This window comes from Gordonia polyisoprenivorans NBRC 16320 = JCM 10675, from assembly GCF_000241325.1.
Taxonomy (GTDB): domain Bacteria; phylum Actinomycetota; class Actinomycetes; order Mycobacteriales; family Mycobacteriaceae; genus Gordonia; species Gordonia polyisoprenivorans.
The window spans coordinates 43,826-70,115 of the sequence record NZ_BAEI01000085.1 but is presented as its reverse complement, the minus strand read 5'-3'; the positions used below and the strand labels follow the sequence as shown (position 1 = coordinate 70,115).

Genomic DNA, 26,290 nt, shown 5'->3' with positions numbered 1-26,290 from the left:
GACGGGAGTGGGTAGATGGTGAGAGGTGTTCGGGCGGGCGCGAAGTGGCGTCGCCGATCGGGTCGGTCGGTGGGCGCCAGGGCGCTCACCCTGGTGCTGGCCGCGGTGAGTGTCGGGGTGTTGTCGGTCATCGGCCAGGGCGTCGCGCAGGCGGCACCTCCGGCACAGACCTGGTGGATCAATTCGTGCGGCATGCCGACGCAAAGCCCTGGCGGACCGCCCAATTCGGTCAAAGTGCGCGCCTGGACGCGACCGCAGAACACCAAGACCGTCGTCCTGCTCGACGGTCTTCGGGCCACCAACGACCTCAGCGGGTGGGAACACAACACGCACATCCAGGATCTCGCCGACCGCGGCGTCAATGTCGTTGAGCCGGTGGGGGGTTACGAGAGCTTCTACACGAACTGGGACACACCGGACAATTTCAGCCGACAGAGCTACACCTACGAGTGGGGATGTGTGATCAGTCGGAGCCTGGTCGCCGCGATGGACGCGCACGGGTTGCGCGGGCCGTCGGGCCACTACGCGATCATGGGGATCTCGATGAGCGGTAGCTCGGCGTTGATCACCGCCGCCGACGATCACCGCGACTTCGACGCGGCCGGGTCGCTGTCGGGTCTGCTCAACACCACCGCCCCCGGCGTGCGCGAAGCGATCCGGGTCGCGATGATCTTTCCCGCGATCGACGGGGGCACCCCGGCGATGAACGTCGACGCCATGTGGGGCCCGCCGTGGTCGACTCGCTGGCTCGACAACGATCCGCTGGTGCAGATCGGCAAGATGCGTGGACTGCGACTGTTCCTCTACACCGGCAGCGGTATCCCGGGCTACACCGCGACCGCAGGCGCTGTCCTGACCGATCCGGCGCTGATCATCGAAGGGGTGCCGCTGGAGGTGCTCTCCTCGGCGCTGACGCACACCTTCGACGTGCAGGCGATGATCAACGGGGTGCCCGTCATGACCGACTTCCCGGTCTCGGGGATGCACGACTGGCCCTACTGGCAGGACGCGGTCAACAACGCCTTCGCGAGAGGTTTCTTCCATGCGTGACCCCGACGGCACGGATCGTCGATACCGGTCGACGCCGTGGACCGTGGTCGGGGTGGGGTGTTTCGGACTGGTGTTGTTCGTCGCCGGCTGCGCCCAGTCCGACAACGGCACCACCGCAAACGCATCGAGGACGTCGGCGTCGGTGAGTTCGGTGACGGCGACCAGCCCGGTGTCGGCCGCCGCCGGGTCGGCGTCGACCGCCGCATCGACCCAGGCGCCGCCACCGACACCGGTGACCCTGCCCAGCGCGGGCACCGCCGAGACGGTGGCGCCGCCGCCGACCTCCGCGCGCACCGCCTTCCTGAACTCGCTGCGCGCGAAGGGGATCGACATGGACGCCGACACCGCGGTGTCGCTCGGGTCGTCGGTCTGCCGGGTTCGCAAGACCGGCGGCGAGGACGCGGCGCGCACGTTCGCGGCGCCGGTGATGAAGCAGGCCATGGGCGCCGAGCCCTCCGACGCACAGGTCGCGGCGTTGGTCGACTCCTCGGGCGGGCTCTGCTGAGCGGGTGGGCTCTGCCGAGCGGCGGCCCGGGTATCCGATCGGGTGCCTCGCAGGCGGTCGTTGGGTCCGGACCGCGGCCCGTGGTAGCCTCGCTGTCGTGATCAGCACCGTGCGCGCCTATTGGCGTTTCTTTATCGAGGCTCCGGGTGAGCCTGCGATGAAGCGCTGATCGCGCCGCACGCCACATCCCGGAGCCCCGAGCAGTGACCACCAGGTCACTGCTCTTGTCATGTCAGGGGCTTTCCGGCGACCACGATGCGGGCGGGCCCAGCGGACAACCAGGGCCCACAACCCGCGAAAGGCATACCAGTGACCACCCTCGGAGATCTCTCCCGAACTCCCGCCGACCGCTCTCTTTCGGCTGAATCGACCTCGGACCGCCGGATCCGCTCGTTCCGGTCGATCCCGTCGCCGGACACCATTCGCACCGAATTGCCACTGACCGCGCGGCGGGCCCTTGCGGTGCAACGCGACCGCGACGAGATCGCGGCCATCCTCGCCGGCGCCGACGATCGGCTGCTCGTCGTCGTCGGCCCGTGCTCGGTGCACGACCCGATCGCCGCACTCGACTACGCGCGCCGGTTGGCGCCGCTGGCCCAGCAGTACTCCGAGCGGCTCAAGATCGTGATGCGGGTGTACTTCGAGAAGCCCCGCACCACCGTCGGATGGAAGGGCCTGATCAACGACCCCGGCATGGACGAGACCTTCGATGTCGAGCGCGGTCTGCGGACGGCGCGGTCGTTGCTGCTCGACATCATCGACCTCGGGCTGCCGGTGGGATGTGAGTTCCTCGAACCGACCAGCCCGCAGTACATCGCCGACGCGGTCGCCTGGGGGGCGATCGGAGCCCGCACCACCGAATCCCAGGTGCACCGCCAACTCGCCTCGGGACTGTCGATGCCGATCGGCTTCAAGAACGGCACCGACGGCAACGTGCAGGTGGCGATCGACGGCGTGAAAGCCGCTGCGGCATCGCATGTCTTCTTCGGCGTCGACGACTTCGGGCACGGCGCGCTGGTGGAGTCGGCGGGCAACTCCGACTGTCACATCATCCTGCGCGGTGGCACCGCCGGACCCAACTACGATGACGACTCCGTCGCCGATGCCGTTGCGGCACTGCAACGTTCGGGTCTGACGCCGCGGGTGATGATCGACGCCAGCCACGCCAACTCCGGGAAGGACCACCTCCGCCAGGCGGAGGTCGCCACACAGATCGCGGCATCGATCCGCGCGCGCCGGGAAACCGGCAACCCGGTGCAGGTGAGCGGCGTCATGCTGGAGAGCTTCCTCGAGGCCGGAGCCCAGTCTCCCGATGCCGATCCGCTCGTCTACGGCAAGTCGGTGACCGACAAATGCATGGACTGGGCGGTCAGCGCCGCGGTGCTCGCCGAATTGGCGCGTGGCTGAACCATTTCGGCGTGGCACCGTCGATCTGCCGCGACGGTTCTGCTCACAGCAGAAGGTGGCGGGTACCGCTCGGGTGCCGTCGTAGGATCGACCCCATGATCGAGCAGACGTCCAAGTCCGAGACCGCCGGAGCCCGGTCGTCGGCACCGGTGGAACCGCTGTTGCGCGAGGTGACCGGCAAGGTTCTGCGACGCCATCGCCACGATCGGGCCGAACGTCTCGTCGAGACCGCTGGTCGGGCCGGTGTCTCGAGCCAGTATCTTTCCGAACTCGAGCGCGGCCGCAAGGACGCGTCGAGCGAACTGCTCGGTGCCGTCGCCGGGGCTCTCGGCCTGTCACTGCTCGACCTCACCCGCGAGGTTGCGGCGGAGTTGGCCCGGTCGATGAGCGTTCCGGTGCTCGGTTCGGTGCCGGCGCGGGGCGGGGATCGGGTGACCACTCGGTGGCGCAACGCCTCCCGGGCGCCACTCGCGCTGGCCGCGTGAGTACTGCGGGCCGTCACCGGCGGGCGAGCACGGCGCGCTCGTCGATGACGTGGTCGGCGATTCCGTAGTCGACGATCTCAGACGCTCGCAGGACCCGATCCCGGTCGGTGTCGTGGCGCAACGTCTCGACGTCGTTGCCGGTGTGGCGGCTCAATGCACGTTCGATCTCCTCGCGGGTCCGCAGGATCTCCTCGGCGGCGAGGATCAGATCGGGAATGGTGCCGCGGCCCTGCCCCGACGGCTGGTGCAGTAACACCCGCGCATGCGGCAGCACCGCACGCCGGCCTGGTCGGCCCGCCGCCAGCAGCAGGGCGGTCGACGAGAGTGCCTGTCCCACACAGGTGGTCGCGATGGGCGCGTGACAGTACTGCATGGTGTCGTAGAGCGCGAAGGTGGCCATCACCGATCCCCCGGGAGAGTTGATGTAGAGGTCGATCGGCGCCTCCGGGTTGTCGGAATCGAGGTGGAGCAATTGTGCGATGAGTGCGTTGGCGACGCCGTCGTCGAGTTCGGTTCCCAGATAGAGGATTCGGTCGTCGAGCAATCGGCTGTAGATGTCCATGACGCGCTCGCCCTGCGGCGTTCGGCTGATGACGTTGGGAATCGTGTAGGTGCTCATCGGATCACCCCGAATCCGGCCGGTGTGGTCGCGGCCGGACGCAACTGTGCCACCGAGTCGACGACGTGATCGACGAAGCCGTACGCAAGCGCCTCCTCCGCGGTGAACACGTGATCGCGCAGCGAGTCGGCGAACACCCGATCACGGGTCTGGCCCGTGCGCTCGGCGATGACCCCGAGAACGGTGTCCCGAACATGGCGCAGGTCCTCGGCCTGCAACTCGATATCGGGGGCGTAACCGCCGATCCCCGCAGATCCCTGGTGCAGCAACACCTTTGCGTGCGGCAAGATGAATCTTTTTCCGCGGGTGCCGCAGCAGAGCAAGAATTGTCCTGCGCTGTAGGCCATTCCGAGGTTGACCGTCACCACGTCGTTCGGGATGATCCGCATCGTGTCCATGATGGCGAGCATCGCGGGCACCGAGCCGCCCGGAGAGTTGATCCACAGGCCGATGTCGGCGACCGGATCGTGTGCCGACAGCATCACCAACTGTGCGCACAGCGCACTGCCGATCTCGTCGTCGAGTGCCGAATCGAGCATCAGGATGCGTTGGTTCAGCAGGCTCTCGGCGGTGCGTTTACGGAGGGGTGGGGAGGTCTTCTGTTCGCTCATGTGTCCAGGTTGTCGAGCGCTTCGCCAGTGGTGCCATACGATGCTGCTGTGCGCGGAACCGCGCGGCGCACAGCAGATGTGGTGTGGGCACAGCAGATCTGATGGTCTCCTCAGAGCACCTCGACCTCGGGGCGTCCGGCCGGAATGGTCACGACTGCGCGTGTGTGGAGCCGGGCGTCGGCGGTGCTGACGGTCGGGCAGACCCGGAACCGCGCCTCCCACCGGTCGTGGGTGATCGTATTCAGGACGTATCCGCGTTGGGCGTTGCCGAATCGTACGTGGGGTGAGGCGGCCTTGAGTTGTCGATCGGACTCGTCACTGTCGGCTCCGTCGCCGCCGGAGCTGATGGATGTGCCCGCCAACTCGACACCGACCGTGGGCGCAGGTCGGGTGTAGGTGGATCGCAACTCCGACACCACATTCCGGTGGATGTCGCCGACGATCGACACGAGGTTGGGGGTTCGGCGTTCGCGGGCGCCGTCGAGGACACGCGCCCGCGACGCCTCGTACCCGCTCCATCCGTCCATGCTCACCGCGCGGACCCCGTCACGCTCTCGCGCGAGGTCGGCGATCGTCGTCTGGTGGGCCAGGACGTTCCATCGGCAACCGGAGGCCGCGAGACCGTCGAGTATCCACCGCTCCTGGGCTGCGCCGGTGATGGTGCGGCGTGGGTCGGCGGTGGCCGCGTTCTGCCCGGTGTCGTTGTCGCCGTTCACCTGATCGCTGCGGTGGGTGCGCGTGTCGAGGACGCTGAACCGAGCGAGATCGCCGAACGTGAAGCGACGATAGGCACGAAATCCGCGCCCGGGCGGGGCGAGCCGAACGGCGGTGTTCTCCCACCAGGCGCGCATGCCCGCAGCCCGGCGGAGCAGGAACTGCGGAATGGGTTGGTCGTCCTCGGGAGTGTCGGCGGCCCAGTTGTTGTCGACCTCGTGGTCATCGAAGATCGTGATGAACGGGCTCATCCGATGCGCCGCTTGCAGGTTCGGGTCGAGTTTGTACAGGGCGTAGCGCTCGCGGTAGTCGTCGAGGTCACGGCATTCGCGATACGCCGACGCCGGTACCACCGCGGTGTCGCGTGCACCTCCGCCCATGGGGATCGGCTTCTCGTAGATGTAGTCGCCCAGATGAAACACCACGTCGGGGGCCTCGCGGGCCATGTCACCGAACGCCGGGTAGTGGCCGTCGGCCCAGGCCTGGCAGGAGGCGAAGGCCAACGACAGTGCGCCGGTGGGTGTTCCGACGCGCTGTGCGGTTCGGGTTCGGCCGACCTCGGAGATCTCGCCGAGCGCGCGAAATCGGTAGAAGTAGTCGGTCCCGGGCGTCAGGCCGCGGACGTCGACGTGCACGCAGTGCCCGGTGTCCGGGCCGGCACGGGTCACCCCACGCGCCACGACGCTCCGCATCCGTTCGTCGCGGGCCACTTCCCACCCCACATCGTGGGTGTCGGCGCCCATGCCTCCGCCGGGTGCGAGGGGGTCGGTCGCCAGCCTCGTCCACAGGATGACGGCGTCGGGGAGCGGGTCGCCGGAGGCGATTCCCAGGGCGAACGGGTGGCCGGCACCTCGGACCCGTGGAGCGGAGGCGGCGTCGGTGGCGAACAGGGTGGGGGCGGTGGCCAGCCCGGCGGCCAGCGCGGTCCAGGTGAGGAATCGACGGCGGGTCGTCCCGGCGCGCAGCACCTTGTCCGGGGTGACGCGTAGCGGAATATGGCTGGGGGAGGACATGCATCGAGGCGATCACCGCACGGTGTCGTCGGGGACGACGACCGGCCACGACTCGGTGATGCGGTGGTGAAGACCTGGGCAACGCCTTGGTGAGATGCCTGCTACGCTCAGCGCGCGTCGGTTCCGACCGGGTCACTACGGTCCGGTCGGTGAAAAGGGAATCTGGTGAGAATCCAGAGCTGCCCCGCAGCGGTGACGGAAACGACAGCGGCTCCTCGCACTGGACTTCACGGTCCGGGAAGCGGCCGCGGGTAGGTGGCATCTCGGTGCCGGGTCCGAAGTCCGAAGACCTGCCGCCGTGGCCATGGGGGACCGTGGTCGACACTTGCCTCGCGGGATATGGCCGGTGCGCCGATCTGTCGTGCGCGGCTGTCTTCCGCCCGACGAGAGACCGTGCCACAGTGGACGATCACACCTCACCGCAGGCCGCGCCACCCGCGCCGACCTGGGCGCGTGTCGGCGTGTTCGCGGTGCTCGGTGTGCTCGCGCTGTTCGTGGTCGCATGGGCGGGTGTGGCGTTCGGTACCGCCGACGTCGGTGGAACCGATGTGCCGCGCTTCGTGTGGACCGCACTGACCGGCGGCTCGATCTCCGCCGACGACGCCGCCGCGTACTGGATCGTCATCGATTCGCGGGTACCACGGGTGATCACCGGAGCGGTGGTGGGCGCCGGGTTGTCGGTGGTGGGAGTGGTCGTGCAGGCGATGGTGCGCAACCCGCTCGCCGACCCGTACGTGCTCGGTATCTCCTCCGGCGCATCGGTGGGGGCCACGAGCGTGGTGCTCTTCGGCGTCCTGTCGGGCATCGGGCTCTATGCGATGCCGGTCGCGGCCTTCGCCGGAGCGCTGCTCGCGACCCTCATCGTGTTCGGGATGGCCTCCGGGGCAGGCGGATTGACACCGTTGCGACTCGTGTTGACCGGCACCGCGGTGGGCTACGGCTTCTCGGCGCTGACCACGGTGTTGGTGTTCCTCGCACCCACCGGCGACGCCGCGCGCAGCGTGATGTTCTGGCTCCTGGGCAGTCTGGCCGCGGCCGGCTGGTATTCGGCGGTCCTCGTGGGCGTCGTGACCGTCGGCGGGGTGATCGCGGTGGCAGGCTTGGCGCGCTCGCTCAATGCCCTCGCCATGGGCGACGAGGTCGCCGCGTCTCTCGGGTTGTCGGCGTCGCGGTTCCGCGTCATGGCATTTGCGTTGTCGGCGTTGATGACCGGTGTGATGGTGTCGGTGTGCGGGGCGATCGGCTTCGTCGGGCTCGTCGTTCCCCACGTCGCGCGGCTCCTCGTCGGCGCCGACCATCGCCGCCTCGTGGTGATCGCTCCGCTGATCGGCGCGGTGTTCCTCGTCGCCGCCGATCTCGTCGCCAGAACCGCCGTGCCGCCACAGGAATTGCCGCTGGGCGCGATCACCGCCGCCGTCGGGGTGCCGATGTTCCTGATCCTCATGCACCGCCGACGCAGCGTGGTCGATCGATGAAACGGGTTGACGACCACCGGGGGTGGGGAAGATGACGACAGCGGGCTATCACGGGGTCGGCGTCGACATCGGTTCGGCAACGTTGCTGCGCGAGGTGACCTTCACCGCTGCGCCGGGGAGTTTTCTCGGCGTGATCGGACCCAACGGCAGCGGGAAATCGACACTGCTGCGTTGTCTGTATCGCGCCCAGTGCCCCACGACCGGCCACGTCGAGGTCGACGGCGTCGACGTCACCGCCATCTCGATGCGCGACAACGCCCGTCAGGTCGCCGCGCTCACCCAGAGTTCCACGCTGGACTTCGATTTCACCGCAGCCGAGGTGGTCGCCAGCGGTCGGTTCCCACATCGGTCGATCGCGCGGACGTCCCGGGCGAGGGATGCGGCGGCGGTCGAGGAGGCCATGGGTGTCGCCGGGGTCGGCCATCTCGCGGATCGTGTCTTCACCTCGCTGTCCGGGGGTGAGGCGCAGCGGGTGCTGATCGCGCGGGTACTCGCCCAGCAGCCACGGGTCATGGTGCTCGACGAACCGACCAACCATCTCGATGTGCGACACCAGTTCTCGGTGCTGGCCGCAGCCCGCGACTCCGGCGTCACCGTGGTGGCGGCCCTGCACGATCTGAACATCGCCGCCCAGTTCTGTGACACGCTGCTCGTCCTCGTCGGCGGTCGGGTCGTCGGGACCGGCACTCCCGAGCAGGTGCTGGTCCCCGCGAATCTGCGCGCCTGGTTCGACATCGACGCCCACATCGTCCGGCATCCCCGCCTCGACGTCCCCCAGATCCTCTTCGATGAAAGGCAACCATGAGAAGACTTCCGCTGCTCGCGCTGGTCTGCGCGGCACTGCTGACACTCGCCGGATGCGGCGCCGACGTGGCGTCGCCGTCGCAGAGGTCCGCCGGGGCCTCGGTGACCGTCACCAACTGTGGTGCGCCCCTGACGGTTCCCGGCGTGCCGGACCGCGTACTCACCAACGACACCGGTATCACCGAGTTCATGTTCGCCCTCGGGCTCGCCGATCGGATGGTCGGCTACACGACCTACGCGGGCAAGGAACGTGACATCGCCTCCTCGCCGTGGAAGTCGGATTTCGCATCGACCAAGAACCTCGGTGACGCCTTTACCCGAGAGGTCATCGCGGCCGCCGAACCCGACTTCGTGTTCGCCGGATGGAACTACGGGTTCAAGGAGTCCACGGGAGTCACCCCGGACTGGATACGCACCATCGGCGCGGTCCCGTATCAGTTGACCGAGGCGTGCCGGCAGGCCGGCAGCACCGCGCGCGGCATCATGCGGCCCTTCGATGCGCTCTACGCCGACATGAGCAATCTCGGTGAGATCTTCGGCGTGCAGCGCCGCGCCGGTGACCTTGTGTCGCAGTACAAGTCACAGGTCGCCGAGGCCGGGCGCGGAGCCCCGCAGGCCGGTTCACGGGCCAAGGTGTTCCTCTTCGACAGCGCCGACCCGAGCCCGTTCACCTCCGGGCGCAACGCGGCGCCGGATCAGATCATCGACGAGGCCGGCGGCACCAACGTGTTCGGCGATCTCAACGACTCCTGGACCACCACGTCGTGGGAGGCCGCGGCGCAGCGCAACCCCGACGTCATCGTCATCGTCGATTACGGTGCCGGCGAGCAGAACACGGTGGACGCCAAGATCCGCCAGCTCGAGTCACAGCCGCTGATGGCCAACACCACCGCCGTACGGGAGCGGCACTTCATCTCGTTCCCGTACGCCGCACTCGTCGAGGGCCCGCGGAATCCGGCGACCACGGTGGCGCTGGCGAAATACCTACGGTCGATCGGTCGGTGACGGCCTGAGCAGGCCTGCTATCCTTTCGGCGCGTCGGTTTCATCCGGTTCGTCCGGTTGACCAAGAGGGAATCTGGTGTGAATCCAGGACTGCCCCGCAGCGGTGACGGAAACGACAGCGGCCACACAGCACTGGGTTGTGACGACCTGGGAAGCGGCCGCCGGTAGGTGGTGCGCAACGTACCGGGTCCGGAGTCCGAAGACCTGCCGGCGTGGCCGCGGCGGGCGCCGCGGCCGCCATTGACCTCGCGGGATCAGGTCGGTGCGCTTCGCCGTTGCGATGCCCTTCGGGGTGGAAGCCGGTGTCGACGCCGTCGATGATCCTGCCCAGAAAGGGTGCTCATGGGTGTGTCTCGGTCGGGTCGCCTGCGCCGACTGTTCGTCGGCGTCATCGCGGTGGTGGCGGTGTGCGTCGGATCTTGTTCGACATCGGAATCCGGTGACGATTCGGTGACCTCCGATGCGGTCTCGCTCGACAACTGCGGCCGCACGGTGACGGTGGACGCGCCGCCGCAACGGGTGGTCTCGCTCAATCAAGGGTCGACGGAGATCTTGTTGTCGCTCGGGCTCGCCGATCGGATGGTGGGTACGGCGACATGGACGGACCCGGTGAAGGCCGATCTCGCCGAGGCCAATTCGACGGTACCGCGCCTGGCCGACAACAAACCCTCACTGGAGTCGGTCCTGGCCACCGAACCGGATTTCGTGACAGCGTCTTTCGGCGGGACGCTGGGCCCCGGTGGCGTCGCCGACCGGGACCAGTTCGCCAAGCTCGGGGTTCCCAGCTATCTCTCGCCCACCGATTGCGTCGGCAGGTCCGACAAGAGTGTCAACGCCGACGGCGCACGGTCGGAACCGTTCACCATGGACCTGGTGTATCGCGAGATCCGGGAACTCGCCCGGATCTTCGGTGTCGGAGACCGCGGCGATTCGCTCGTCTCCTCGCTGCAGCAGCGATATGACGACGCCGCACGCGGACTGAACGCCGAGCACGTGTCGCTGGCGTTCTGGTTCGCCGACATCAAAACGCCGTACATGGCCGGATGCTGTGGCTCCTCCGGTGTCATCGCCAGGTCCGTCGGAGCACGAAATGTCTACGCGGACACGACCGACGAATGGCCGCAGGTGAGTTGGGAGAGCATCGCCGATGCGGACCCCACTGCACTCGTCCTCGCCGATCTGAGTCGACGCAGCATCGACGGCGACGCCCTCGACTCCAAAATCGCCTTCCTCGAATCGAACCCGGTCACCCGCGAACTCGATGCAGTGCGTCATCGTCGCTACATCGTCGTCAACGGTGCGGACATGAATCCCTCCATACGTACCGTGGACGGTATCGAGAAGACGGCAAAGGCGTTGCGGCAGTGGGGTCTGACGGGGTGAGTCCATCGGCGGCGCCGGCCGTGGCCCGCCGACTCCGGGTGCCCCGTACGCCGGTCGGTGGCGCACGCTGGTATCGGCTGGGGTGGGTGATCGGCGTGGTTGCTCTAGTCCTGTCGTTGGGCACGTCGGTGACCATCGGCGTCGCCGATCTGTCGATCGCCGATGTCTACCGGGTGGTGTTCGCTCATCTCGGTGGGCCGGAGTCGGAGTTGTCCCGGGTTCGGCAGGGGATCGTGTGGGAGTTGCGGGTTCCGCGGGCCCTGATGGCCGCGGTGTGCGGTACCGGGCTCGCGCTGTGCGGCGTCATCATGCAGTCGCTGCTGCGCAACCCGCTTGCCGACCCGTATGTTCTCGGCGTGTCCTCGGGAGCGTCGACCGGCGCGGTCGCGGTGGTCGTGCTGGGCGCGGGGGCCGGGGCGCTGTCGCTGTCGGGCGGGGCGTTCGTCGGTGCGGTGATCTCGTTCGTGCTCGTCATGCTCTTGGCGTGGGGAGCCGGCGGCGGTACGTCGCGCATTGTGTTGGCGGGCGTCGCGGGCACCCAATTGTTCTCGTCGCTGACGTCATTCATCGTGATCTCCTCCGCTGATGCCGAACGGACACGCGGAATCCTGTTCTGGCTGTTGGGTTCGATGTCGGGGGTCACCTGGCGACAGGTCGCGATCTGTGCGACGGCCACCATGATCGGTCTGACCATGTGTCTGTGGCGGGCCCGGGCGTTGGATGCGTTCACCTTCGGCACCAGTGCCGCGGCGACACTGGGGATCTCGGTGGCGCGCGAGCGCGCGACGATGCTGACGATCGTCGCTCTGGTGACCGCCACCCTGGTCAGTGCCGTCGGAGCCATCGGCTTCGTCGGTCTGGTGCTGCCGCACGCCACCCGGCTGCTGGTGGGCGTCGGCCATCGGCGGCTGTTGCCGGCGGTCGCGCTGACCGGAGCGATCTTCATGATCTGGGTCGATACGATCTCGCGCACGGTGTTCGCGCCACAAGAGGTTCCGGTGGGTGTGGTCACCGCTCTCATCGGGGTACCGGTCTTTGCGCTGCTGCTGTTCCGGATGCGCAGGCCCGCATGACCATTCGAGCCTTGTCGGTGTGCTGGTCGCGTGGGGGTCAGCTGGTCCTCGACGGCGTCACGCTCATCCCGCAGGAGGGCGAGACGATCGGTGTGCTGGGTCCCAACGGATCCGGGAAGTCGTCGTTGCTCCGGATTCTCGGTGGGCTGTCTCGGCCCGACGACGGTCAGGTGTTGTTGGACGATGCCGACCTGGCCGGGCTGCGCCGCAGGCACGTCGCCCGTCGGGTGGCGGTGGTCTCCCAGCATGCGAGTACCGACGTCGACATCTGCGTCCGCGACGTGGTGCGGCTGGGCCGGACCCCGCACGGTTCGATGTTCGGTGGCGATGACGCCGAGGTCATCATCGATCAGGCGCTGGCGAGGACGGGGTTGACCGACAAGGCCGACCGCCGGTGGCACACCTTGTCCGGTGGCGAACGGCAGCGTGCGCAGATCGCACGCGCACTTGCGCAGGAACCCGCCGAACTCCTGCTGGACGAGCCCACGAATCATCTCGACATCGCACACCAGCTCGACCTGCTCGATCTCGTCGCCCGTCTACCGGTGACCAGCTACATCGCGTTGCACGATCTCAATCTCGCGGCCATGTTCTGCACCCGCGTCCTCGTTCTCGACCACGGACGGATGGTGGCATTCGGCGCCCCGGCCGAGGTACTGACGGCCGAACTCGTCGCCGCGGTGTATGGCGTCGATGTGCAGGTGAGTACCGGCGACGACGGCGTCGTGCACGTGCGGTACCTGCGTGCGCTCGCCACCGGAGACCGGGCCGATCAGGCAGCCAGCACCAACCACACCGCGATGTAGTGCAGCAGCGCCGCGATCGCGGTGCACACGTGGAAGACCTCGTGGTGACCGAAGGTCGCCGGCCACGGGTTGGGACGTCGTAGCGCATAGAGGATGCCGCCGACGGTGTAGAAGATCCCACCGAGGGCGAGTAACACCATGACGGTGACCCCCGCGTGGGTCACCAGGCTCGGGGCGACGGCGACGATGACCCAACCGAGCAGAACGTAGAGCGCCACGCCGAGCCAGCGTGGTGCCGCGGGCCAGACGATCTTCAGCACCACCCCGGCGACGGCACCGATCCACACGATCCCGAGCACCCACCATCGCAGCGGGGACGGCAGGGCGACCACACAGAACGGTGTGTACGTGCCGGCGATGAACAGGAAGATCATCGAATGGTCGGCGCGCTTCATGCGGATCTGGGCGCGGACGGTCTTCCAGTGCACGCGGTGATAGGTCGCCGACACGCCGAAGAGACCGACGATGGTGATCGCATAGATCGCACACGCCGTCGATGCGGCGGCGCCGCGCAGGAGTGCAGCGCCGATCACCACGGCGATACCGCAGGCCGCGGCCACGAAGGCCGCGTACTGATGGATCACGCCCCGCAACCTCGGCCGATCGGCCACTGGGGTGGTCAGTACGGTCATCACAGGAACCTACGGTACCGTAACTTACGCGGTCTGCATGACGATGTGGCGATCGCCTCCCGGGCGTCCCGACGCCGACGACCGCACACGCCCGCGACCGGGCGCGGCTAATCTGGGTCGCGATGAAACTGCTTCCCGATCGCCTGCGCGGCCCGATGCTCACCGTGTACGAGCGACGTCTGGTCCAGCTGATGGACACCACCCGCCTGCCGCGCCACGTCGCGATCATCTGCGATGGAAACCGGCGGTGGGCCCGCGAAGCCGGTTTCGAGGACGTCAGCCACGGCCACCGGGTCGGTGCGCGCCGGATAGCCGACATGCTCGGATGGTGTGCCGAGCTGGGAATCGAGACGGTCACCATCTACCTACTGTCGACGGAGAACCTGCAGCGTGAATCCGAGGAACTCGACGCGCTGATGGAGATCGTGCCCGACATCGTCGACGAGATTTCCCGGCCCGCCGACGACGCCGACCCCGAGGCACCGGCCGGCGACTGGCAGGTGCGCATCGTCGGCACGCTCGATCAGCTGCCGGAGGCGGTCGCGCAGCGGCTGCGCAGTGCCTCCGAACGCACCCGGGGCCGCGACGGCATGAACGTCAACGTTGCCGTCGGCTACGGCGGGCGTCAGGAGATCGTCGACGCCGTGCGCGCGCTGCTCGCGGAGTGCAAAGCCCACGGCGGGACGCCCGAGCAGATGATCGACGCGGTCACGGTGGAGGCCATCGACCGCAACCTCTACACCAAGGGGCAGCCCGATCCGGATCTGGTCATCCGCACGTCCGGAGAGCAGCGGCTCTCCGGATTCCTGCTGTGGCAGAGCGCGTATTCGGAGATCTGGTTCACCGACGCGTACTGGCCGGAGTTCCGCCGGGTGGACTTCCTGCGCGCACTACGCGATTACGCAGCCCGGAATCGGCGATTCGGTAAGTAGCTCCGGGCACTTCGTCGGTAAGCGGTACTCGGTGATCAGGGTGGCGAGGGCGTCGACGTCGCGGACGAAGGTCGAGTTGGCCGGACTCGCGAATCCGACGACCAGCCCGCCCTGAGCGACGCCGTTCTCGTCGACGGGCGGATCGGCGTCGGGGTGGCGCATGGCGTCGAGGCCGCCGAAGGCGAAACCCCGTGCGTGACAGTCCCGCAGGAGTCGGTGCTCGACGTCGACCGGCAGCGGGATCACCGCATGCAGGCCGGCCGCGATGCCGGACACCTCGATCCCATGGGCGGCGAGCCGGGCGATGAGGTGATCGCGCCGCGCGCGATAGAACTGACGGCTGCGCCGGATGTGGGTGTCGTAGGTGCCGGCCGCGATCATGTCGGCGAGCACGAGCTGATCGACGATCGAGGCGTCCGGCTCGCGAACCCCCTTGGCCCACATGACCGACGACACCAGCCGCGGTGGCAGGACGAGCCAGCCGATCCGCACCGCGGGCGAGAGGCTCTTGCTCACCGATCCGGTCTGGATCACCGAGTCGGGTGCGAGACCCTGCAGCGCTCCCACCGGGTCACGGTCGTAGCGCAACTCGCCGTCGTAGTCGTCTTCGACGATCACCGCGTCGGTACGCGTGGCCCACTTGACGACCTCCGCGCGCCGATCCGGTGCCAGTGCCACGCCGAACGGATACTGATGACTCGGCGTCAGCACGACGGCGTCGACGCCGGAGTCGGCCAGACGCGACACGTCGGCACCCCGGGCATCGACGGGTAGCGGCGAGGTGCCGACACCGCGCCGGGCGATGACCTCCCGATGGAACGGCAGGCCGTGGCTTTCGACAGCCACTTTCCTCCCGAACACGGTGCGCGACAACAGATCCAGCGACCCACTGACCGAGGTGGTCAACACGATGCAGTCCGGGCTGGTCCGGACGCCGCGGGCACGGGCGAGGTAGGCGGCCAGTTCGGTGCGCAGTGTCTCGCTGCCGTTGGGTGCCGACGGCGCGAAGACGGAGTCGGAGGCGCCGTTCAGTACACGTCGTGTCGAGGCAGCCCACGCCGACCGCGGAAACAGCGACGGATTCGGTTGCCCGAGAGCGAAATCGTGGTCTGCAGTGGGCAGGGTGACCGTTGGTGGCGCCAGACTGCCGGCTGCGGATGTATCCCGCCGGCCACTCGTGTGCCCGAGCCCTGACGCGCGGTGAGGCGGCCCTCGGCAACGAGTTCGGCGTACACGGCCGCCACCGTGCCGCGGGCGAGTCCGAGATCGGCGGCCAGCGACCGGTACGGCGGCACCATGGTTCCCGGGGGTAGCCGACCATCGGAGATGGCGTCGCGCAGGGCGTCGGCGAGAGCGCGGCGTCGCATGGCTCCGCGTCCTCGTGCCGTCGTCGACGGGTCCGGCTGGAGATCGAGGAACAGGTCGGTGCCCAGGCGTGCCGCCACACGCTCCCACGGGTCGCCCTCGGTCGAATTGACCTTCTTTTCGGCCATCGGATTGGACCTCTTTTCCGGTGCAATTACTCCCTACCGTAGGTGACACGACACTCGAGATGTGAAACCGGAGGAGGCAAGGGATGCGGACAGTCGTGTTCGGGGCGAGCGGTGAGATCGGACGCCACCTGGGCGAAACGTTGCAGGGCAGAGGGATCGAGGTGGTCGCCGCGCAGAGGTCGGCCGGTGTCGATGCGTACACCGGCGACGGCGTGGCGCAGGCGTGCGCAGGTGCCGATGTCATCGTCGATTGTGTCAACGTCACGACCACTCGTGCCAAGGTCGCCGTCGACTTCTTCGGCACGGCTGCGCGGCGGATCGCCGAGGGGGCGGTCACCGCCGGGGTGGGCCGTGTTGTCTGCCTGTCGATCATCAATGCCGCCGATCCGGCGGTCAACGCGAAGTTCGGCTACTACCAGGGCAAGGGTGAGCAGGAGCGGGTCTACCGCGAGTTGCTCGGGCCCGAGGTGCTGAGGGTGGTGCACTCGGCCCAATGGTTCGAACTCGCCGAGCAACTGCTCGGGCGCATGAGTCTGGGGCCGGTGGCGATGGTGCCGCGCATGAGGTGTCGGCCGTTGGCTGCTGCCGACGCCGCCGACGCCGTGGCTGATGCGGCGCTCGAACCCGCACGCGGCGATGTCGAGGTGGCCGGGCCGGAGGTACTGGACTTCGCCGATCTGGCGAAAGATGTTGCTCGTCAAGACGGTTCCCCACGATGGGTGATTCCGGTGCGTATCGGGGGTCCGGCGCTTCGGACGAACGGGTTGTTGCCGCGCGACGGGTTCGTGCAGACCGACACAACCGTCGAGACCTGGCTCGCCCGGCGCGGTGAGCGGGTGTCGCGATGAGCCCGGTGACGCCTGATGGCGTGCGTTATTGGTTGCCGACGGCCAACCCCGGTGTCTACAAGGCGCTCGTCGCCCTTCAGCGCGCCTCGGCGGATGGGCTCGATCGAGAGCTGGTGGAACTCATGAAGATCCGCGCTTCGCAACTCAACGGGTGCGCGTACTGTCTACACATGCATCTCTCCGATGCGCTCGGTCTGGGCATGGATCCGATCACCCTCGGGATGGTCGGGGTGTGGCGTGAATGTCTTTCGATGTTCGACGAGAAGTCCAGAGCGGCATTGGAGTTGACCGAATACGTTACTCGAATCGGCGACGACGGGGTGCCCGATGAGGTCTACGAGCGGGTGCGTTCGGTGTTCGGTGACGAGGCCTTCGGTCAGGTGCTCGCATCGATCGCCATGATCAATGTCTGGAACCGGATTGCCCTCACCGGGGGCTATCCCGCCGGTCTCGACGAGCGCACAGTGCATTCCTGAGTTTTCGTCGACACGAGTCACCACAGGGGGCGGGGAGTGGCGTCCGCGCCGAGCCGCTGCAATGCGCCGACGACCGTCGCCATCGCGTCGTGCCCGATGTCGCGCTCGAGGTCGGCGGCGACGTCGGCGGCGCTCTGCGCGGCCAGCCGGGTCACCGCCCGACCGCGTCGGGTGAGTTCGACCAGCCGCGCCCGCCGATCGGTCGGATGCGGCCCGCGTGTGACATAGCCCTGATCCTCCAGCGTTTCCACGATCGCGGCGGCCGATTGCTTGGTGACCCCGAGATGTGCGGCGATCTCGTTGACCGTCGCCCCGGCGGAGGCGATCCGCGCAAACACCAGTCCGTGCACCGGACGCAGGCCCGGGTGTCCGTGGGCCACGATCCGGGAGTTGATGTGTTCGGTGACCGCCGACTGTGCGCGCATCAGCAAGAACGGAAGGTCGGCCATCGGGGGACCCGGGGTTGACATGTGGACAGTCTAGCTGTCTTATAAAGACAGTTTAACTGTCTGATGAGGAGTGGTTGTCATGTCTGTCGTCGTTCGACCGGTGGTTCACGGAATGCATGGTGCGCGGTTCGAGTCCTTTGTGGCGCCGTCGCGCGGTAGTGCCGAATTATGTGCGTGGCGAACGGTTCTGGAATCCGAACAGATCGGCACGGCGCATCGGGTGGATCGCGAGGAGGTCTTTCTGGTGTTGACCGGGGGGCCGGAGTGCGAGCTTGATGGTCGGCGGCACACCTTGGCGGCGGGGTCGGTCGTCCACGTGCCAGCCGGATCGCGAGTGCGGCTGGACAATCCGGGATCGGCGGAGGCGACGGTGTGGGTCACCGCACCGGCCGGCCTGACCGCGGTCACCGACTCCGGGGAGACGATCACTCCGCCCTGGGCTCGCTAGGGAGTGTCCGCGGGTTCACAACTTGCGCAGGCGAACCCGATTGATCGAGTGGTCGGCGTCCTTGCGGAGTACCAGGCTCGCTCGGGGGCGGGTCGGCAAGATGTTCTCGCGCAGGTTGGGCAGGTTGATGGAGGTCCAGATGTCGCGCGCGGCGATCATTGCCTGATCGTCGGTCAACGACGCGTAGTGGTGGAAGTGCGAATTGGGGTCGGCGAACGATGTCGACCGCATCTGCAGGAACCGGGAGATATACCATTTCTCGATGTCGTCGGTCTTGGCATCGACGTAGATCGAGAAGTCGAACAGGTCCGACACCATCAGGGTGGGGCCGGTCTGTAAGACGTTGAGCCCCTCCAGGATCAGGATGTCGGGCTGGCGGATGTAGTGGCGGACATCGGGAACGATGTCGTAGGTGAGGTGTGAATAGACCGGCGCGGTGACCTCCCGGGCGCCCGATTTCACCTCGGTGACAAAGCGCAACAGCGCCCGACGGTCATACGACTCGGGAAAACCCTTGCGGTGCATGATGGCCCGACGTTCCAACTCCGCGGTCGGCAGCAAGAAGCCGTCGGTGGTGACGAGATCGACCTTGGGGTGCGACTCCCAGCGTGCGAGTAGCGCCGCGAGCACACGCGCGGTCGTGGACTTGCCCACCGCGACACTGCCCGCGATGCCGATCACGAACGGGACCTGCTTTTCTCCGTGGCGGTCGCCGAGGAAGGTCGAGGTCGCGGCGAACAGTCGTTGTCGCGCGGCCACCTGCAGATGGATGAGTCGCGACAACGGCAGGTAGACCTCGGCGACCTCGGTCAGGTCGATCTGTTCGCCGAGGCCGACGAGCTGATCGAGTTCGTCGGAGGTCAACACCATCGGCATCGATTCACGCAGTTCACGCCACTGTTTGCGGTCGAGTTCCATGTACAGGCTCGGATCGCGATCGCTGGAGTGGCGTGCCATCAGCGCAGCACCGGATCCGTGACGGTCGCTGCATGGGTGCTCGACATGCCACCCACCCTATAAGCACCGCAGAATCGGCGGTGTCGGTGCCCTATCGGGACGAACGCGACATGACGGCGTGGCCGTTACGCGATGTGGTGGGTAGCGTGTCCGACTATGTCTCCTGCCCAGGCGAGCACCTCATCGTCCGACGTGGTCACCGCATACCTCCGGCTCGGGCTGGCCTTCGATCGCCTCGAGGAGTGATTCGTCGACGCCTACACCGGCGACCCGAACCTGCGTGCCGCGGTGGGCAATGCACCGGCACCGCAACCCGCCGAGCTCGCCGACGTCGCACGGGGACTGCTCGCCGATCTACCCGGCGACCTCGATCCGGACCGTGCCGCCTTCGTCGGCGCCCACCTGCGCGCGCTGGAGTGTTCGGCCCGCAAATTCGCCGGCGACGACATCGGTTTCGTCGACGAGGTGCGCGCGTACTTCGACGTCGACATCGAGCCGGAGGACCCGGCGATCTATCGGGCGGCGCACGCCGAACTCGCTGCGGTCCTCGGTGTTCCGGGAAGTTCGGGGGAAGCGCTGGCGGCGGCCTATGCCCGCCATCGGCGTGCCGACGAGATCCCGCCGGAGCGGGTCGACGAGTGCGTGCGTGCCTTCAGCGGCGCACTGCGTGAGCGGGTGCGCGCCACCTATCCGCTGCCCGACTCCGAGATCGTCGACTTCGAGGTGGTCACCGACAAGCCGTGGTCGGGATTCAACTACTACCTCGGCGACTATCGCTCCCGAGTGGCGATCAACGTCGATCTGACACAACACATGTCGAACCTGCCGCACCTGATCGCCCACGAGTCCTATCCGGGTCATCACACCGAACACTGCCGCAAGGAGCAGCGACTCGTCGGTGGGGGACAGCAGGAGCAGACGATCTTTCTCGTGAACACCCCGCAATGCCTCATGGCCGAGGGTTTGGCCGACCACGCCCTGCACGCGATCGTCGGGCCCGAGTGGGGTGTGTGGGCGCAGGAGATCTACGCCGATCTCGGCCTCCGGTTCGACGGGCAGCACGCACAACAGGTGAGCCGAGCGACCGCCGGGCTGCTCGGCGTGCGCCAGGACGCCGCGCTGATGCTGCACGATCAGCACCGTGACGCCGACACCGTCGCCGAATTCTTGCAGCGCTGGCTCCTCGCGCCGCCCGAACGGGCGCGGCAGATGCTGCGCTTTCTCACCTCGCCGTTGTGGCGCGCCTACATCTCCACCTACGTCGAGGGCTACCGTCTGCTGGAACGCTGGCTCGACTCCGATGCCCCCGGTATCGGCGGTGCCGATCGTGCCGCGCGCTTCGGGCGGCTGCTCGACGAGCCATTGATCCCGGCGTCGTTGCGAGCCGAACTCGGCGCGACCGCCTGACCTCGTCCCGGAGGTCCGCAGCGGAGGGTCCGGGGAGGATTCGGTCAGCGGGCGCCGGGCCCATAGACTTGCGGGCATGACCGAGAACGCCTCGTCCGCACAGTCCGTGAACTCGACGTCGGTGAACGCGATGTCGCTGGTCGACGTCGACCCCGACGTCGCCGCCGCGATGAACGGTGAGTTGAGCCGGCAGCGCGACACCCTCGAGATGATCGCGTCGGAGAACTTCGTCCCGCGCGCGGTCCTGCAGGCGCAGGGCAGCGTCCTGACGAACAAGTACGCCGAGGGATATCCGGGTCGGCGCTACTACGGCGGTTGCGAGTACGTCGACGTCGTCGAGGACATCGCGCGTGACCGGGCCAAGGCGCTCTTCGGAGCCGACTTCGCCAATGTGCAGCCGCATTCGGGCGCGCAGGCCAACGCCGCGGTGTTGATGGCGTTGATGAATCCGGGTGAGACCCTGCTGGGTCTCGACCTCGCACACGGCGGGCACCTGACCCACGGGATGCGACTGAACTTCTCCGGCAAGCTCTACGAGAACGCCTTTTACGGCGTGAGCAAAGAGGACTTCCGCATCGACATGGACGAGGTGCGCAAGATCGCCCTCGACACCCGCCCGAAGGTGATCGTCGCCGGGTGGTCGGCCTATCCGCGCACCCTCGACTTCGACGCGTTCCGCTCGATCGCCGACGAGGTCGGCGCCTACCTGTGGACCGACATGGCCCACTTCGCCGGCCTGGTCGCCGCCGGGCTGCACCCCAACCCGGTACCCGCCTCCGACGTCGTCTCCTCGACGGTGCACAAGACCCTCGGCGGACCGCGCTCGGGCATCATCCTGGCCAAGCAGGAATGGGCCAAGAAGCTCAACTCGGCGGTGTTCCCCGGTCAGCAGGGTGGTCCGCTCATGCACGTCATCGCCGGTAAGGCGGTCGCACTGAAGATCGCGGGCACCGAAGAGTTCGCCGAGCGGCAGCGTCGCACCCTGTCCGGCGCGAAGATCCTCGCCGACCGTCTCACCGGCGCCGACGTCGCCAAGGCCGGTGTCTCGGTCCTCACCGGCGGCACGGACGTGCACCTGGTGCTCGTCGACCTGCGCAACAGCCCGCTCGACGGCCAGCAGGCCGAGGATCTGCTGCACGAGGTCGGCATCACCGTGAACCGCAACGCGGTGCCCTTCGATCCGCGCCCGCCGATGGTCACCTCGGGACTGCGCATCGGTACCCCCGCGCTGGCCACCCGCGGGTTCGGCGACGAGCAGTTCACCGAGGTCGCCGACATCATCGCTACCGCGCTGGCCGCCGGGACCGGCGCCGACACCTCGGCGTTGCGGGCACGCGTGTCGCGTCTCGCGCTGGACTTCCCCCTCTACGACGGGCTCGAGTCGTGGGGGCTGATGAGCCGCATCTGATCGGCCGTCGCGGCGGGCGGCGCGCCACGCAGGCGATGTCCGGATTGCCCCCGATGGTTACGCATCCGTATCCTCTTACGCGATGAACGCACTCACCGAAGACGACCTGATCATTGCGCTCGAGAAGGCGCTTCCGGAGATCGCCGAGGATCACGCCGCGGCGGCCACGCCCTGGAACCCGCACGACTGGGTGCCGTGGGACGACGGCCGCAACTTTGCCTTCCTCGGCGGTGACGACTGGGATCCGTCGCAGGCGACGCTGTCCGACGAGGCGCGCGCCGGCACCCTCGCGCTGCTGCTCACCAAGGACAACCTGCCGTCCTACCACCGTGTGCTCGCCAAGCACTTCCCGGCGTTCTCCGACTGGCGTCAGCTCGTCGGGGTGTGGACCGCCGAGGACAACCGGCACGCCATCGTGTTGCGCGACTACCTGGTGGTGCGTCGCGCGATCGACCCGGTCGATGCCGAGGAGCGTCGTCGCGAGCACGTCACCAAGGGGTACCGCCAGCGTCCCGAGCTCGTCCGGGATCTCGGCCCGCTCGACGTCCTGGCATTGATGGCGGTGCACGAGTACCAGTGCGTGCACTACGTCAAGCGTCTGGCGACCGCGGTGACCGACGACGTCTACCAGACGATCCTCACCAAGATCGCCGGTGACGACGAACTGCAGGCCCGGACCTTCACCAACTTCCTCGGTGCCGGGCTCGTCGCCGATCAGGACGCCACCGTGATCGCCGTCGACGAGGCGCTGGCCCGACTGACCACCGAGCCCATCGGATTCGACATCGACGACTTCGACGCGGAGCGCGCGCTGATCGCCGACTACGAGAGCGGCGAGACGCACGCCGCGATCGCCGCCGCCATCGCCGACGGCCTCAAGCTCGAGAGCTTGCAGGAACTCGGTGACGACGCGCAGGCCGCACGGCAGCGCATCCAGGCGCTCGCCGGCCGATAGTCCGCCAACTCACCACACTCCCGGTACCCCGCGATCACGTGGGTGCCGGGAGTGTGTGCGTGAGCGGGTGCCGCGGTCTCGCGTCGCACGCGGTTCCGGCGCTGTCCCGGGCCAGTCACCGGCGGTGAAAACTGTTCCGGACATGCCGATTGAGCACGGCTTTTCTCCCGGTGGCGGCGCCATCGTCACTTCGCTCAAACGATACGTGCGTTTACGCGAAATTCACGCCGACACACCTTCTCCGGCGCGCCGCCACGCGCCACACCGCGTACGTTGGCGAGTGACGGGCCGCGGGGAAGCGGTTCGTCCGGGAGGTTCTCATTCGTGGTTTGCAAGAGCAGCGCGAGGGGGCCGGCCCCGGTCCCCGTCCACTTCGGCTAACCGGAGCGGACCGAGACCCAGCCGGTCGACTTGAACTGGTTTGTGCGGGCGCCGCACAAATGTAGGAGCCCACGTGACCACACGCACCTACGTCCTCGACACCTCCGTCCTGCTCTCAGATCCCTGGGCGGTCACCCGTTTCGCCGAACACCATGTGGTTCTTCCGCTGGTGGTCATCGGCGAACTCGAGGGCAAACGTCACCACCACGAGCTCGGCTGGTTCGCACGTGAGGCCTTGCGGCTCCTCGACGATCTGCGGCTGGAATACGGTCGACTCGACATGCCGTTCCCCATCGGGGACGAGGGCGGCACGTTACAGGTGGAACTCAATCACACCGATCCGGCCGTACTGCCGGCCGGATTCCGCACGGAGACAAACGATTCACGGATTCTCGCGTGTGCACTCAACCTGCGGGCCGAGGGTAAGAACGTCACCCTGGTCTCCAAGGACACGCCGCTGCGGGTGAAGGCCGGCGCGGTGGGCCTGGCCGCCGACGAGTACCACGCCCAGGATGTCGTGGTCTCCGGATGGTCGGGGATGGCCGAACTCGACGTCGACCAGCCCGCCATCGACACCCTGTTCGCCGACGGCGTCGTGGACATCGATGCAGCCCGGGAACTGCCGTGCCACACCGGGGTTCGGCTGATCGGTCAGGGCTCGTCGAGTGCGCTGGGCCGGGTGAACGACGCCAAGCAAGTGCAGTTGGTGCGCGGCGACCGCGAGGCTTTCGGTCTGCACGGGCGCTCCGCCGAACAGCGTGTGGCGCTCGATCTGCTGCTCGACGACAGTGTCGGCATCGTGTCGCTGGGCGGCAAGGCCGGAACCGGCAAGTCCGCGTTGGCCTTGTGTGCCGGACTGGAAGCCGTCCTCGAACGACGGACCCAGCGCAAGGTGGTCGTCTTCCGGCCGCTCTACGCGGTCGGCGGACAGCAGCTCGGATACCTACCCGGCGGCGCCGACGAGAAGATGGGCCCGTGGGCGCAGGCGGTGTTCGACACGCTGGAAGGCCTTGCCTCGCAAGAAGTCATCGAGGAGGTGCTGGCACGCGGCATGCTGGAGGTGTTGCCGCTCACCCACATTCGTGGCCGGTCATTGCATGACTCGTTCGTGATCGTCGACGAGGCACAGTCGCTGGAGCGCAACGTCTTGCTGACCGTGCTCTCGCGTCTGGGGTCGGGGTCGCGGGTGGTGCTCACCCACGATGTCGCGCAGCGCGACAACCTGCGCGTCGGACGACACGACGGGGTGGCGGCAGTCATCGAAAAGCTCAAGGGCCACCCACTTTTCGCGCACATCACGCTGACCCGCAGCGAACGGTCGCCGATCGCTGCGCTCGTGACCGAAGTGCTCGAGGAATTCGCGCCGGGCGCGGCGTACTGATCACCGGGTGAAAGTCAGGGTGCTCGAAACCTACTGAGTCGCACCGGGTGTCGGGGTTCAGGACCGACCCGACACCCGGTCGGCCATCCGTGCGATGACATTCGTCCGCGATGAGCCATCGGCCAGTTCACGTCGATCGGCCGTGCGGTAGGCGGCGTACATCGTCGCCACGCCGAGCCAACGAAGCGGTTCTGGTTCCCAGTTGCGTGTGCGGTGTCCGACCCACGGTAGGTCGGTGAGATCGGTGCGGTCGCCGGCGACGAGGTCGCACAGCGTTCGCCCGGCCACGTTGGTGGTGGTCAAACCTGATCCCACATATCCACTGGCAGAACCGATTCCGGTGACCGGGTCGTAGCAGATGGACGCCAACCAGTCCCGGCTCACCCCCAGCACCCCACACCAGGTGTGGGCGATCGGGGTGTCCGCGGTGGCCGGGAACATCTCGTGCAACGCGGTTATCAGGGACGCCGTCGTTCGCTCCTGGGTCCGGCCACGATCATCGATGCCGGAACCGAATCGATAGGGAACACCGCGCCCGCCCAACGCAATCCGGCCGTCGGCGGTGCGCTGCGAGTAGGTGTAGGCGTGAGCGGTCTCGCCCAGCAGCTCGCACCCGCCCCATCCGATGCGGTCCCAGATCTCGTCGTCGACTGGCTCGGTGACGATCATCGACGAATTCATCGGCAGTAGCTTGCGGTGTGTACCGGGCATGGTGGCGGTGAAGCCCTCGAGGCAGACCAGAATCGATTCGGCCCGCACCACACCGCGATCGGTGTCGACCCGGCGCGGACCGATGCCGGTGACGGTGGTGCCCTCGAAGATCTGTACGCCCCGGCGGGCCACCGCGTCGGCGACGCCCCGGGTGAGCTTTGCCGGGTTCACCCGCGCGCACTGAGATGAGTACATCGCCGATCGTGCACCCGCAACGGTGATCCGTTCGGCGACGGCGACGTCGTCGAGATACTCCCATCGACCACCGAGATGCTCCTCGTGCTCGATCTCGGCGCGTAGTCGGGCGTCCTGTGCCGCGCAACGGGCGATGTGCAGGACCCCCGACTTCACCGCGCCACACTCGATGGACTCGTTGGTGATGCGGTCGAGAACCTCGTCGACGCCGGACCGCATCGTCGCCGTGAGACGGCGATTCGCGTCGAGACCGTCGCGACCGCGGGAATCGGCGACCGCCGCGTAGGTGCGGCGATTGCCCGCGACCTCGGCCGAGAGCCATCCACCGTTGCGGCCGCTGGCGCCGAAACCGCAGAACTCGCGCTCGAGCACGACGATGCGCGCGTCGGGCAAGCGCTCGGCGAGGTAGTACGCCGACCACAGGCCGGTGAGTCCGCCGCCGACGATCGCGATGGCCGCGTCGCGATCACCCGGCAACGGTGGCCGGATGGCCGACGGTCCGGTGGTGGAGTGCCAGAAGGAGACGTCACCGTTGCGCATGTGCCCACCGTACGTCGCCGAATGTTGCGCGCGCATTAAGAATCAGTTGTTCAGCTGGCTATCGGAGACTGAATCCGTGACGATTTCTGCGAAAGACTGCCGTAATCGATACTCCCAAGGTTCGACCG

The 26,290-nt window shown here is 67.6% G+C and carries 24 protein-coding genes, 2 pseudogenes and 2 riboswitches; of the genes and pseudogenes, 18 read left to right on the top strand and 8 right to left on the bottom strand.

The genetic code is table 11. The annotated features are described in order from the left end of the window. Positions 1-15 precede the first annotated feature (15 nt). From GOPIP_RS23285 to GOPIP_RS23270, 4 genes are all read left to right on the top strand, one after another. Positions 16-1,050 carry an alpha/beta hydrolase gene (locus GOPIP_RS23285; RefSeq protein ID WP_014359426.1) on the top strand — a complete coding sequence of 345 codons (1,035 nt, stop codon included), beginning with the start codon at positions 16-18 and terminating at the stop codon, positions 1,048-1,050. After that, positions 1,043-1,555, top strand: coding sequence for a hypothetical protein (locus tag GOPIP_RS23280; protein ID WP_006372287.1), 513 nt, complete (start codon positions 1,043-1,045; stop codon positions 1,553-1,555). Before GOPIP_RS23285 ends, GOPIP_RS23280 begins: the two co-directional genes overlap by 8 nt. Before the next feature lie 309 nt (positions 1,556-1,864). After that, entirely contained in the window at positions 1,865-2,962 is a 1,098-nt protein-coding gene (locus GOPIP_RS23275) for a 3-deoxy-7-phosphoheptulonate synthase (protein WP_006372286.1), read from the top strand. 95 nt (positions 2,963-3,057) lie between these two features. After that, positions 3,058-3,447, top strand: a complete 390-nt coding sequence (locus tag GOPIP_RS23270; protein ID WP_006372285.1) for a helix-turn-helix domain-containing protein — start codon at positions 3,058-3,060, stop codon at positions 3,445-3,447. A 13-nt stretch (positions 3,448-3,460) separates the two neighbouring features. Here GOPIP_RS23270 and GOPIP_RS23265 read toward each other — a convergent pair whose 3' ends face one another. From GOPIP_RS23265 to GOPIP_RS23255, 3 genes are all read right to left on the bottom strand, one after another. Beyond that, positions 3,461-4,066: a ClpP family protease gene (locus GOPIP_RS23265; protein ID WP_006372284.1), complete on the bottom strand. Its 606-nt coding sequence runs from the start codon at positions 4,064-4,066 to the stop codon at positions 3,461-3,463. Next, on the bottom strand, positions 4,063-4,677 hold the full coding sequence (locus GOPIP_RS23260; protein ID WP_006372283.1) for a ClpP family protease: 615 nt from the start codon (positions 4,675-4,677) through the stop codon (positions 4,063-4,065). The genes GOPIP_RS23265 and GOPIP_RS23260 overlap by 4 nt, the downstream gene beginning before the upstream one ends. A gap of 110 nt (positions 4,678-4,787) precedes the next feature. Then, the gene (locus tag GOPIP_RS23255) at positions 4,788-6,404 is read right to left on the bottom strand and encodes an alkaline phosphatase D family protein (RefSeq protein WP_006372282.1); all 1,617 of its coding nucleotides are present in this window, start codon (positions 6,402-6,404) and stop codon (positions 4,788-4,790) included. A gap of 121 nt (positions 6,405-6,525) precedes the next feature. Further along, a riboswitch (cobalamin riboswitch) is annotated at positions 6,526-6,716 on the top strand. 89 nt (positions 6,717-6,805) lie between these two features. Here GOPIP_RS23255 and GOPIP_RS23250 point away from each other — a divergent pair. From GOPIP_RS23250 to GOPIP_RS23225, 6 genes are all read left to right on the top strand, one after another. Beyond that, positions 6,806-7,879 (top strand): FecCD family ABC transporter permease, encoded by a 1,074-nt coding sequence (locus GOPIP_RS23250; protein ID WP_006372281.1) that lies wholly within the window; start codon positions 6,806-6,808, stop codon positions 7,877-7,879. A gap of 31 nt (positions 7,880-7,910) precedes the next feature. Beyond that, entirely contained in the window at positions 7,911-8,684 is a 774-nt protein-coding gene (locus tag GOPIP_RS23245; protein ID WP_006372280.1) for an ABC transporter ATP-binding protein, read from the top strand. Further along, entirely contained in the window at positions 8,681-9,688 is a 1,008-nt protein-coding gene (locus GOPIP_RS23240) for an ABC transporter substrate-binding protein (protein ID WP_006372279.1), read from the top strand. The genes GOPIP_RS23245 and GOPIP_RS23240 overlap by 4 nt, the downstream gene beginning before the upstream one ends. An 18-nt stretch (positions 9,689-9,706) precedes the next feature. After that, positions 9,707-9,913: riboswitch (cobalamin riboswitch) on the top strand. Positions 9,914-10,029: 116 nt separating this feature from the next. Further along, positions 10,030-11,070, top strand: coding sequence for an ABC transporter substrate-binding protein (locus GOPIP_RS23235; protein WP_006372278.1), 1,041 nt, complete (start codon positions 10,030-10,032; stop codon positions 11,068-11,070). A 38-nt stretch (positions 11,071-11,108) separates the two neighbouring features. Beyond that, positions 11,109-12,143 (top strand): FecCD family ABC transporter permease, encoded by a 1,035-nt coding sequence (locus GOPIP_RS23230; protein ID WP_050955315.1) that lies wholly within the window; start codon positions 11,109-11,111, stop codon positions 12,141-12,143. Further along, positions 12,140-12,949 (top strand): ABC transporter ATP-binding protein, encoded by an 810-nt coding sequence (locus tag GOPIP_RS23225; RefSeq protein WP_006372276.1) that lies wholly within the window; start codon positions 12,140-12,142, stop codon positions 12,947-12,949. The genes GOPIP_RS23230 and GOPIP_RS23225 overlap by 4 nt, the downstream gene beginning before the upstream one ends. Here the strand turns inward: GOPIP_RS23225 and trhA are convergent. Next, positions 12,916-13,581: a PAQR family membrane homeostasis protein TrhA gene (gene trhA, locus GOPIP_RS23220; RefSeq protein WP_170320240.1), complete on the bottom strand. Its 666-nt coding sequence runs from the start codon at positions 13,579-13,581 to the stop codon at positions 12,916-12,918. The two genes, GOPIP_RS23225 and trhA, sit on opposite strands and share 34 nt — an antisense overlap. Positions 13,582-13,703: 122 nt before the next feature. Here trhA and GOPIP_RS23215 point away from each other — a divergent pair, with 122 nt between their 5' ends. Next, entirely contained in the window at positions 13,704-14,513 is an 810-nt protein-coding gene (locus GOPIP_RS23215; RefSeq protein ID WP_006372274.1) for an isoprenyl transferase, read from the top strand. On the opposite strand, the pseudogene pdxR reads toward GOPIP_RS23215, so the two are convergent. Continuing rightward, positions 14,472-16,006 (bottom strand): annotated as a pseudogene (gene pdxR, locus GOPIP_RS23210) (MocR-like pyridoxine biosynthesis transcription factor PdxR). The gene GOPIP_RS23215 and the pseudogene pdxR overlap by 42 nt on opposite strands. Before the next feature lie 83 nt (positions 16,007-16,089). Here pdxR and GOPIP_RS23205 point away from each other — a divergent pair. Together GOPIP_RS23205 and GOPIP_RS23200 are read left to right on the top strand one after the other, a co-directional pair. Next, positions 16,090-16,854, top strand: a complete 765-nt coding sequence (locus GOPIP_RS23205) for an SDR family oxidoreductase (RefSeq protein ID WP_006372271.1) — start codon at positions 16,090-16,092, stop codon at positions 16,852-16,854. After that, on the top strand, positions 16,851-17,330 hold the full coding sequence (locus GOPIP_RS23200) for a carboxymuconolactone decarboxylase family protein (RefSeq protein ID WP_006372270.1): 480 nt from the start codon (positions 16,851-16,853) through the stop codon (positions 17,328-17,330). The genes GOPIP_RS23205 and GOPIP_RS23200 overlap by 4 nt, the downstream gene beginning before the upstream one ends. A 17-nt stretch (positions 17,331-17,347) precedes the next feature. On the opposite strand, the gene GOPIP_RS23195 is transcribed toward GOPIP_RS23200, so the two are convergent. Further along, positions 17,348-17,800 carry a MarR family winged helix-turn-helix transcriptional regulator gene (locus GOPIP_RS23195; RefSeq protein WP_035728779.1) on the bottom strand — a complete coding sequence of 151 codons (453 nt, stop codon included), beginning with the start codon at positions 17,798-17,800 and terminating at the stop codon, positions 17,348-17,350. Positions 17,801-17,858: 58 nt separating this feature from the next. Between GOPIP_RS23195 and GOPIP_RS23190 the strand changes: the two genes are divergently transcribed. Beyond that, entirely contained in the window at positions 17,859-18,227 is a 369-nt protein-coding gene (locus GOPIP_RS23190; RefSeq protein ID WP_014359437.1) for a cupin domain-containing protein, read from the top strand. 15 nt (positions 18,228-18,242) lie between these two features. Here the strand turns inward: GOPIP_RS23190 and coaA are convergent, their stop codons facing one another. Further along, positions 18,243-19,184, bottom strand: coding sequence for a type I pantothenate kinase (coaA, locus tag GOPIP_RS23185; protein WP_006372267.1), 942 nt, complete (start codon positions 19,182-19,184; stop codon positions 18,243-18,245). Positions 19,185-19,340: 156 nt separating this feature from the next. Between coaA and GOPIP_RS23180 the strand changes: the two are divergent. From GOPIP_RS23180 to phoH2, 4 genes and pseudogenes are all read left to right on the top strand, one after another. Then, positions 19,341-20,591 (top strand): annotated as a pseudogene (locus GOPIP_RS23180) (DUF885 domain-containing protein). Between the two features lie 76 nt (positions 20,592-20,667). Then, on the top strand, positions 20,668-21,999 hold the full coding sequence (gene glyA / locus GOPIP_RS23175) for a serine hydroxymethyltransferase (RefSeq protein ID WP_014359439.1): 1,332 nt from the start codon (positions 20,668-20,670) through the stop codon (positions 21,997-21,999). A gap of 82 nt (positions 22,000-22,081) precedes the next feature. Then, a complete protein-coding gene (locus GOPIP_RS23170; protein WP_006372264.1) occupies positions 22,082-22,954 on the top strand; it encodes an acyl-ACP desaturase in 873 nt (290 codons plus the stop codon). A 454-nt stretch (positions 22,955-23,408) separates the two neighbouring features. Then, positions 23,409-24,716: an RNA 5'-3' helicase PhoH2 gene (phoH2, locus tag GOPIP_RS23165; RefSeq protein ID WP_006372263.1), complete on the top strand. Its 1,308-nt coding sequence runs from the start codon at positions 23,409-23,411 to the stop codon at positions 24,714-24,716. 57 nt (positions 24,717-24,773) lie between these two features. Here the strand turns inward: phoH2 and GOPIP_RS23160 are convergent, their stop codons facing one another. Continuing rightward, the gene (locus GOPIP_RS23160; protein ID WP_006372262.1) at positions 24,774-26,198 is read right to left on the bottom strand and encodes an NAD(P)/FAD-dependent oxidoreductase; all 1,425 of its coding nucleotides are present in this window, start codon (positions 26,196-26,198) and stop codon (positions 24,774-24,776) included. Positions 26,199-26,290: the final 92 nt, after the last annotated feature.

Bases quoted from the DNA above. Each gene is read 5' to 3' on its own strand.
- GOPIP_RS23285 (WP_014359426.1), top strand. From the start codon at position 16: ATGGTGAGAGGTGTTCGGGCGGGCGCGAAGTGGCGTCGCCGATCGGGT.
- GOPIP_RS23280 (WP_006372287.1), top strand. From the start codon at position 1,043: ATGCGTGACCCCGACGGCACGGATCGTCGATACCGGTCGACGCCGTGG.
- GOPIP_RS23270 (WP_006372285.1), top strand. From the start codon at position 3,058: ATGATCGAGCAGACGTCCAAGTCCGAGACCGCCGGAGCCCGGTCGTCG.
- GOPIP_RS23265 (WP_006372284.1), bottom strand. From the start codon at position 4,066: ATGAGCACCTACACGATTCCCAACGTCATCAGCCGAACGCCGCAGGGC.
- GOPIP_RS23260 (WP_006372283.1), bottom strand. From the start codon at position 4,677: ATGAGCGAACAGAAGACCTCCCCACCCCTCCGTAAACGCACCGCCGAG.
- GOPIP_RS23255 (WP_006372282.1), bottom strand. From the start codon at position 6,404: ATGTCCTCCCCCAGCCATATTCCGCTACGCGTCACCCCGGACAAGGTG.
- GOPIP_RS23245 (WP_006372280.1), top strand. From the start codon at position 7,911: ATGACGACAGCGGGCTATCACGGGGTCGGCGTCGACATCGGTTCGGCA.
- GOPIP_RS23240 (WP_006372279.1), top strand. From the start codon at position 8,681: ATGAGAAGACTTCCGCTGCTCGCGCTGGTCTGCGCGGCACTGCTGACA.
- GOPIP_RS23235 (WP_006372278.1), top strand. From the start codon at position 10,030: ATGGGTGTGTCTCGGTCGGGTCGCCTGCGCCGACTGTTCGTCGGCGTC.
- GOPIP_RS23225 (WP_006372276.1), top strand. From the start codon at position 12,140: ATGACCATTCGAGCCTTGTCGGTGTGCTGGTCGCGTGGGGGTCAGCTG.
- trhA (WP_170320240.1), bottom strand. From the start codon at position 13,581: ATGACCGTACTGACCACCCCAGTGGCCGATCGGCCGAGGTTGCGGGGC.
- GOPIP_RS23215 (WP_006372274.1), top strand. From the start codon at position 13,704: ATGAAACTGCTTCCCGATCGCCTGCGCGGCCCGATGCTCACCGTGTAC.
- GOPIP_RS23205 (WP_006372271.1), top strand. From the start codon at position 16,090: ATGCGGACAGTCGTGTTCGGGGCGAGCGGTGAGATCGGACGCCACCTG.
- GOPIP_RS23200 (WP_006372270.1), top strand. From the start codon at position 16,851: ATGAGCCCGGTGACGCCTGATGGCGTGCGTTATTGGTTGCCGACGGCC.
- GOPIP_RS23195 (WP_035728779.1), bottom strand. From the start codon at position 17,800: ATGTCAACCCCGGGTCCCCCGATGGCCGACCTTCCGTTCTTGCTGATG.
- GOPIP_RS23190 (WP_014359437.1), top strand. From the start codon at position 17,859: ATGTCTGTCGTCGTTCGACCGGTGGTTCACGGAATGCATGGTGCGCGG.
- coaA (WP_006372267.1), bottom strand. From the start codon at position 19,184: ATGGCACGCCACTCCAGCGATCGCGATCCGAGCCTGTACATGGAACTC.
- glyA (WP_014359439.1), top strand. From the start codon at position 20,668: ATGACCGAGAACGCCTCGTCCGCACAGTCCGTGAACTCGACGTCGGTG.
- GOPIP_RS23170 (WP_006372264.1), top strand. From the start codon at position 22,082: ATGAACGCACTCACCGAAGACGACCTGATCATTGCGCTCGAGAAGGCG.
- GOPIP_RS23160 (WP_006372262.1), bottom strand. From the start codon at position 26,198: ATGCGCGCGCAACATTCGGCGACGTACGGTGGGCACATGCGCAACGGT.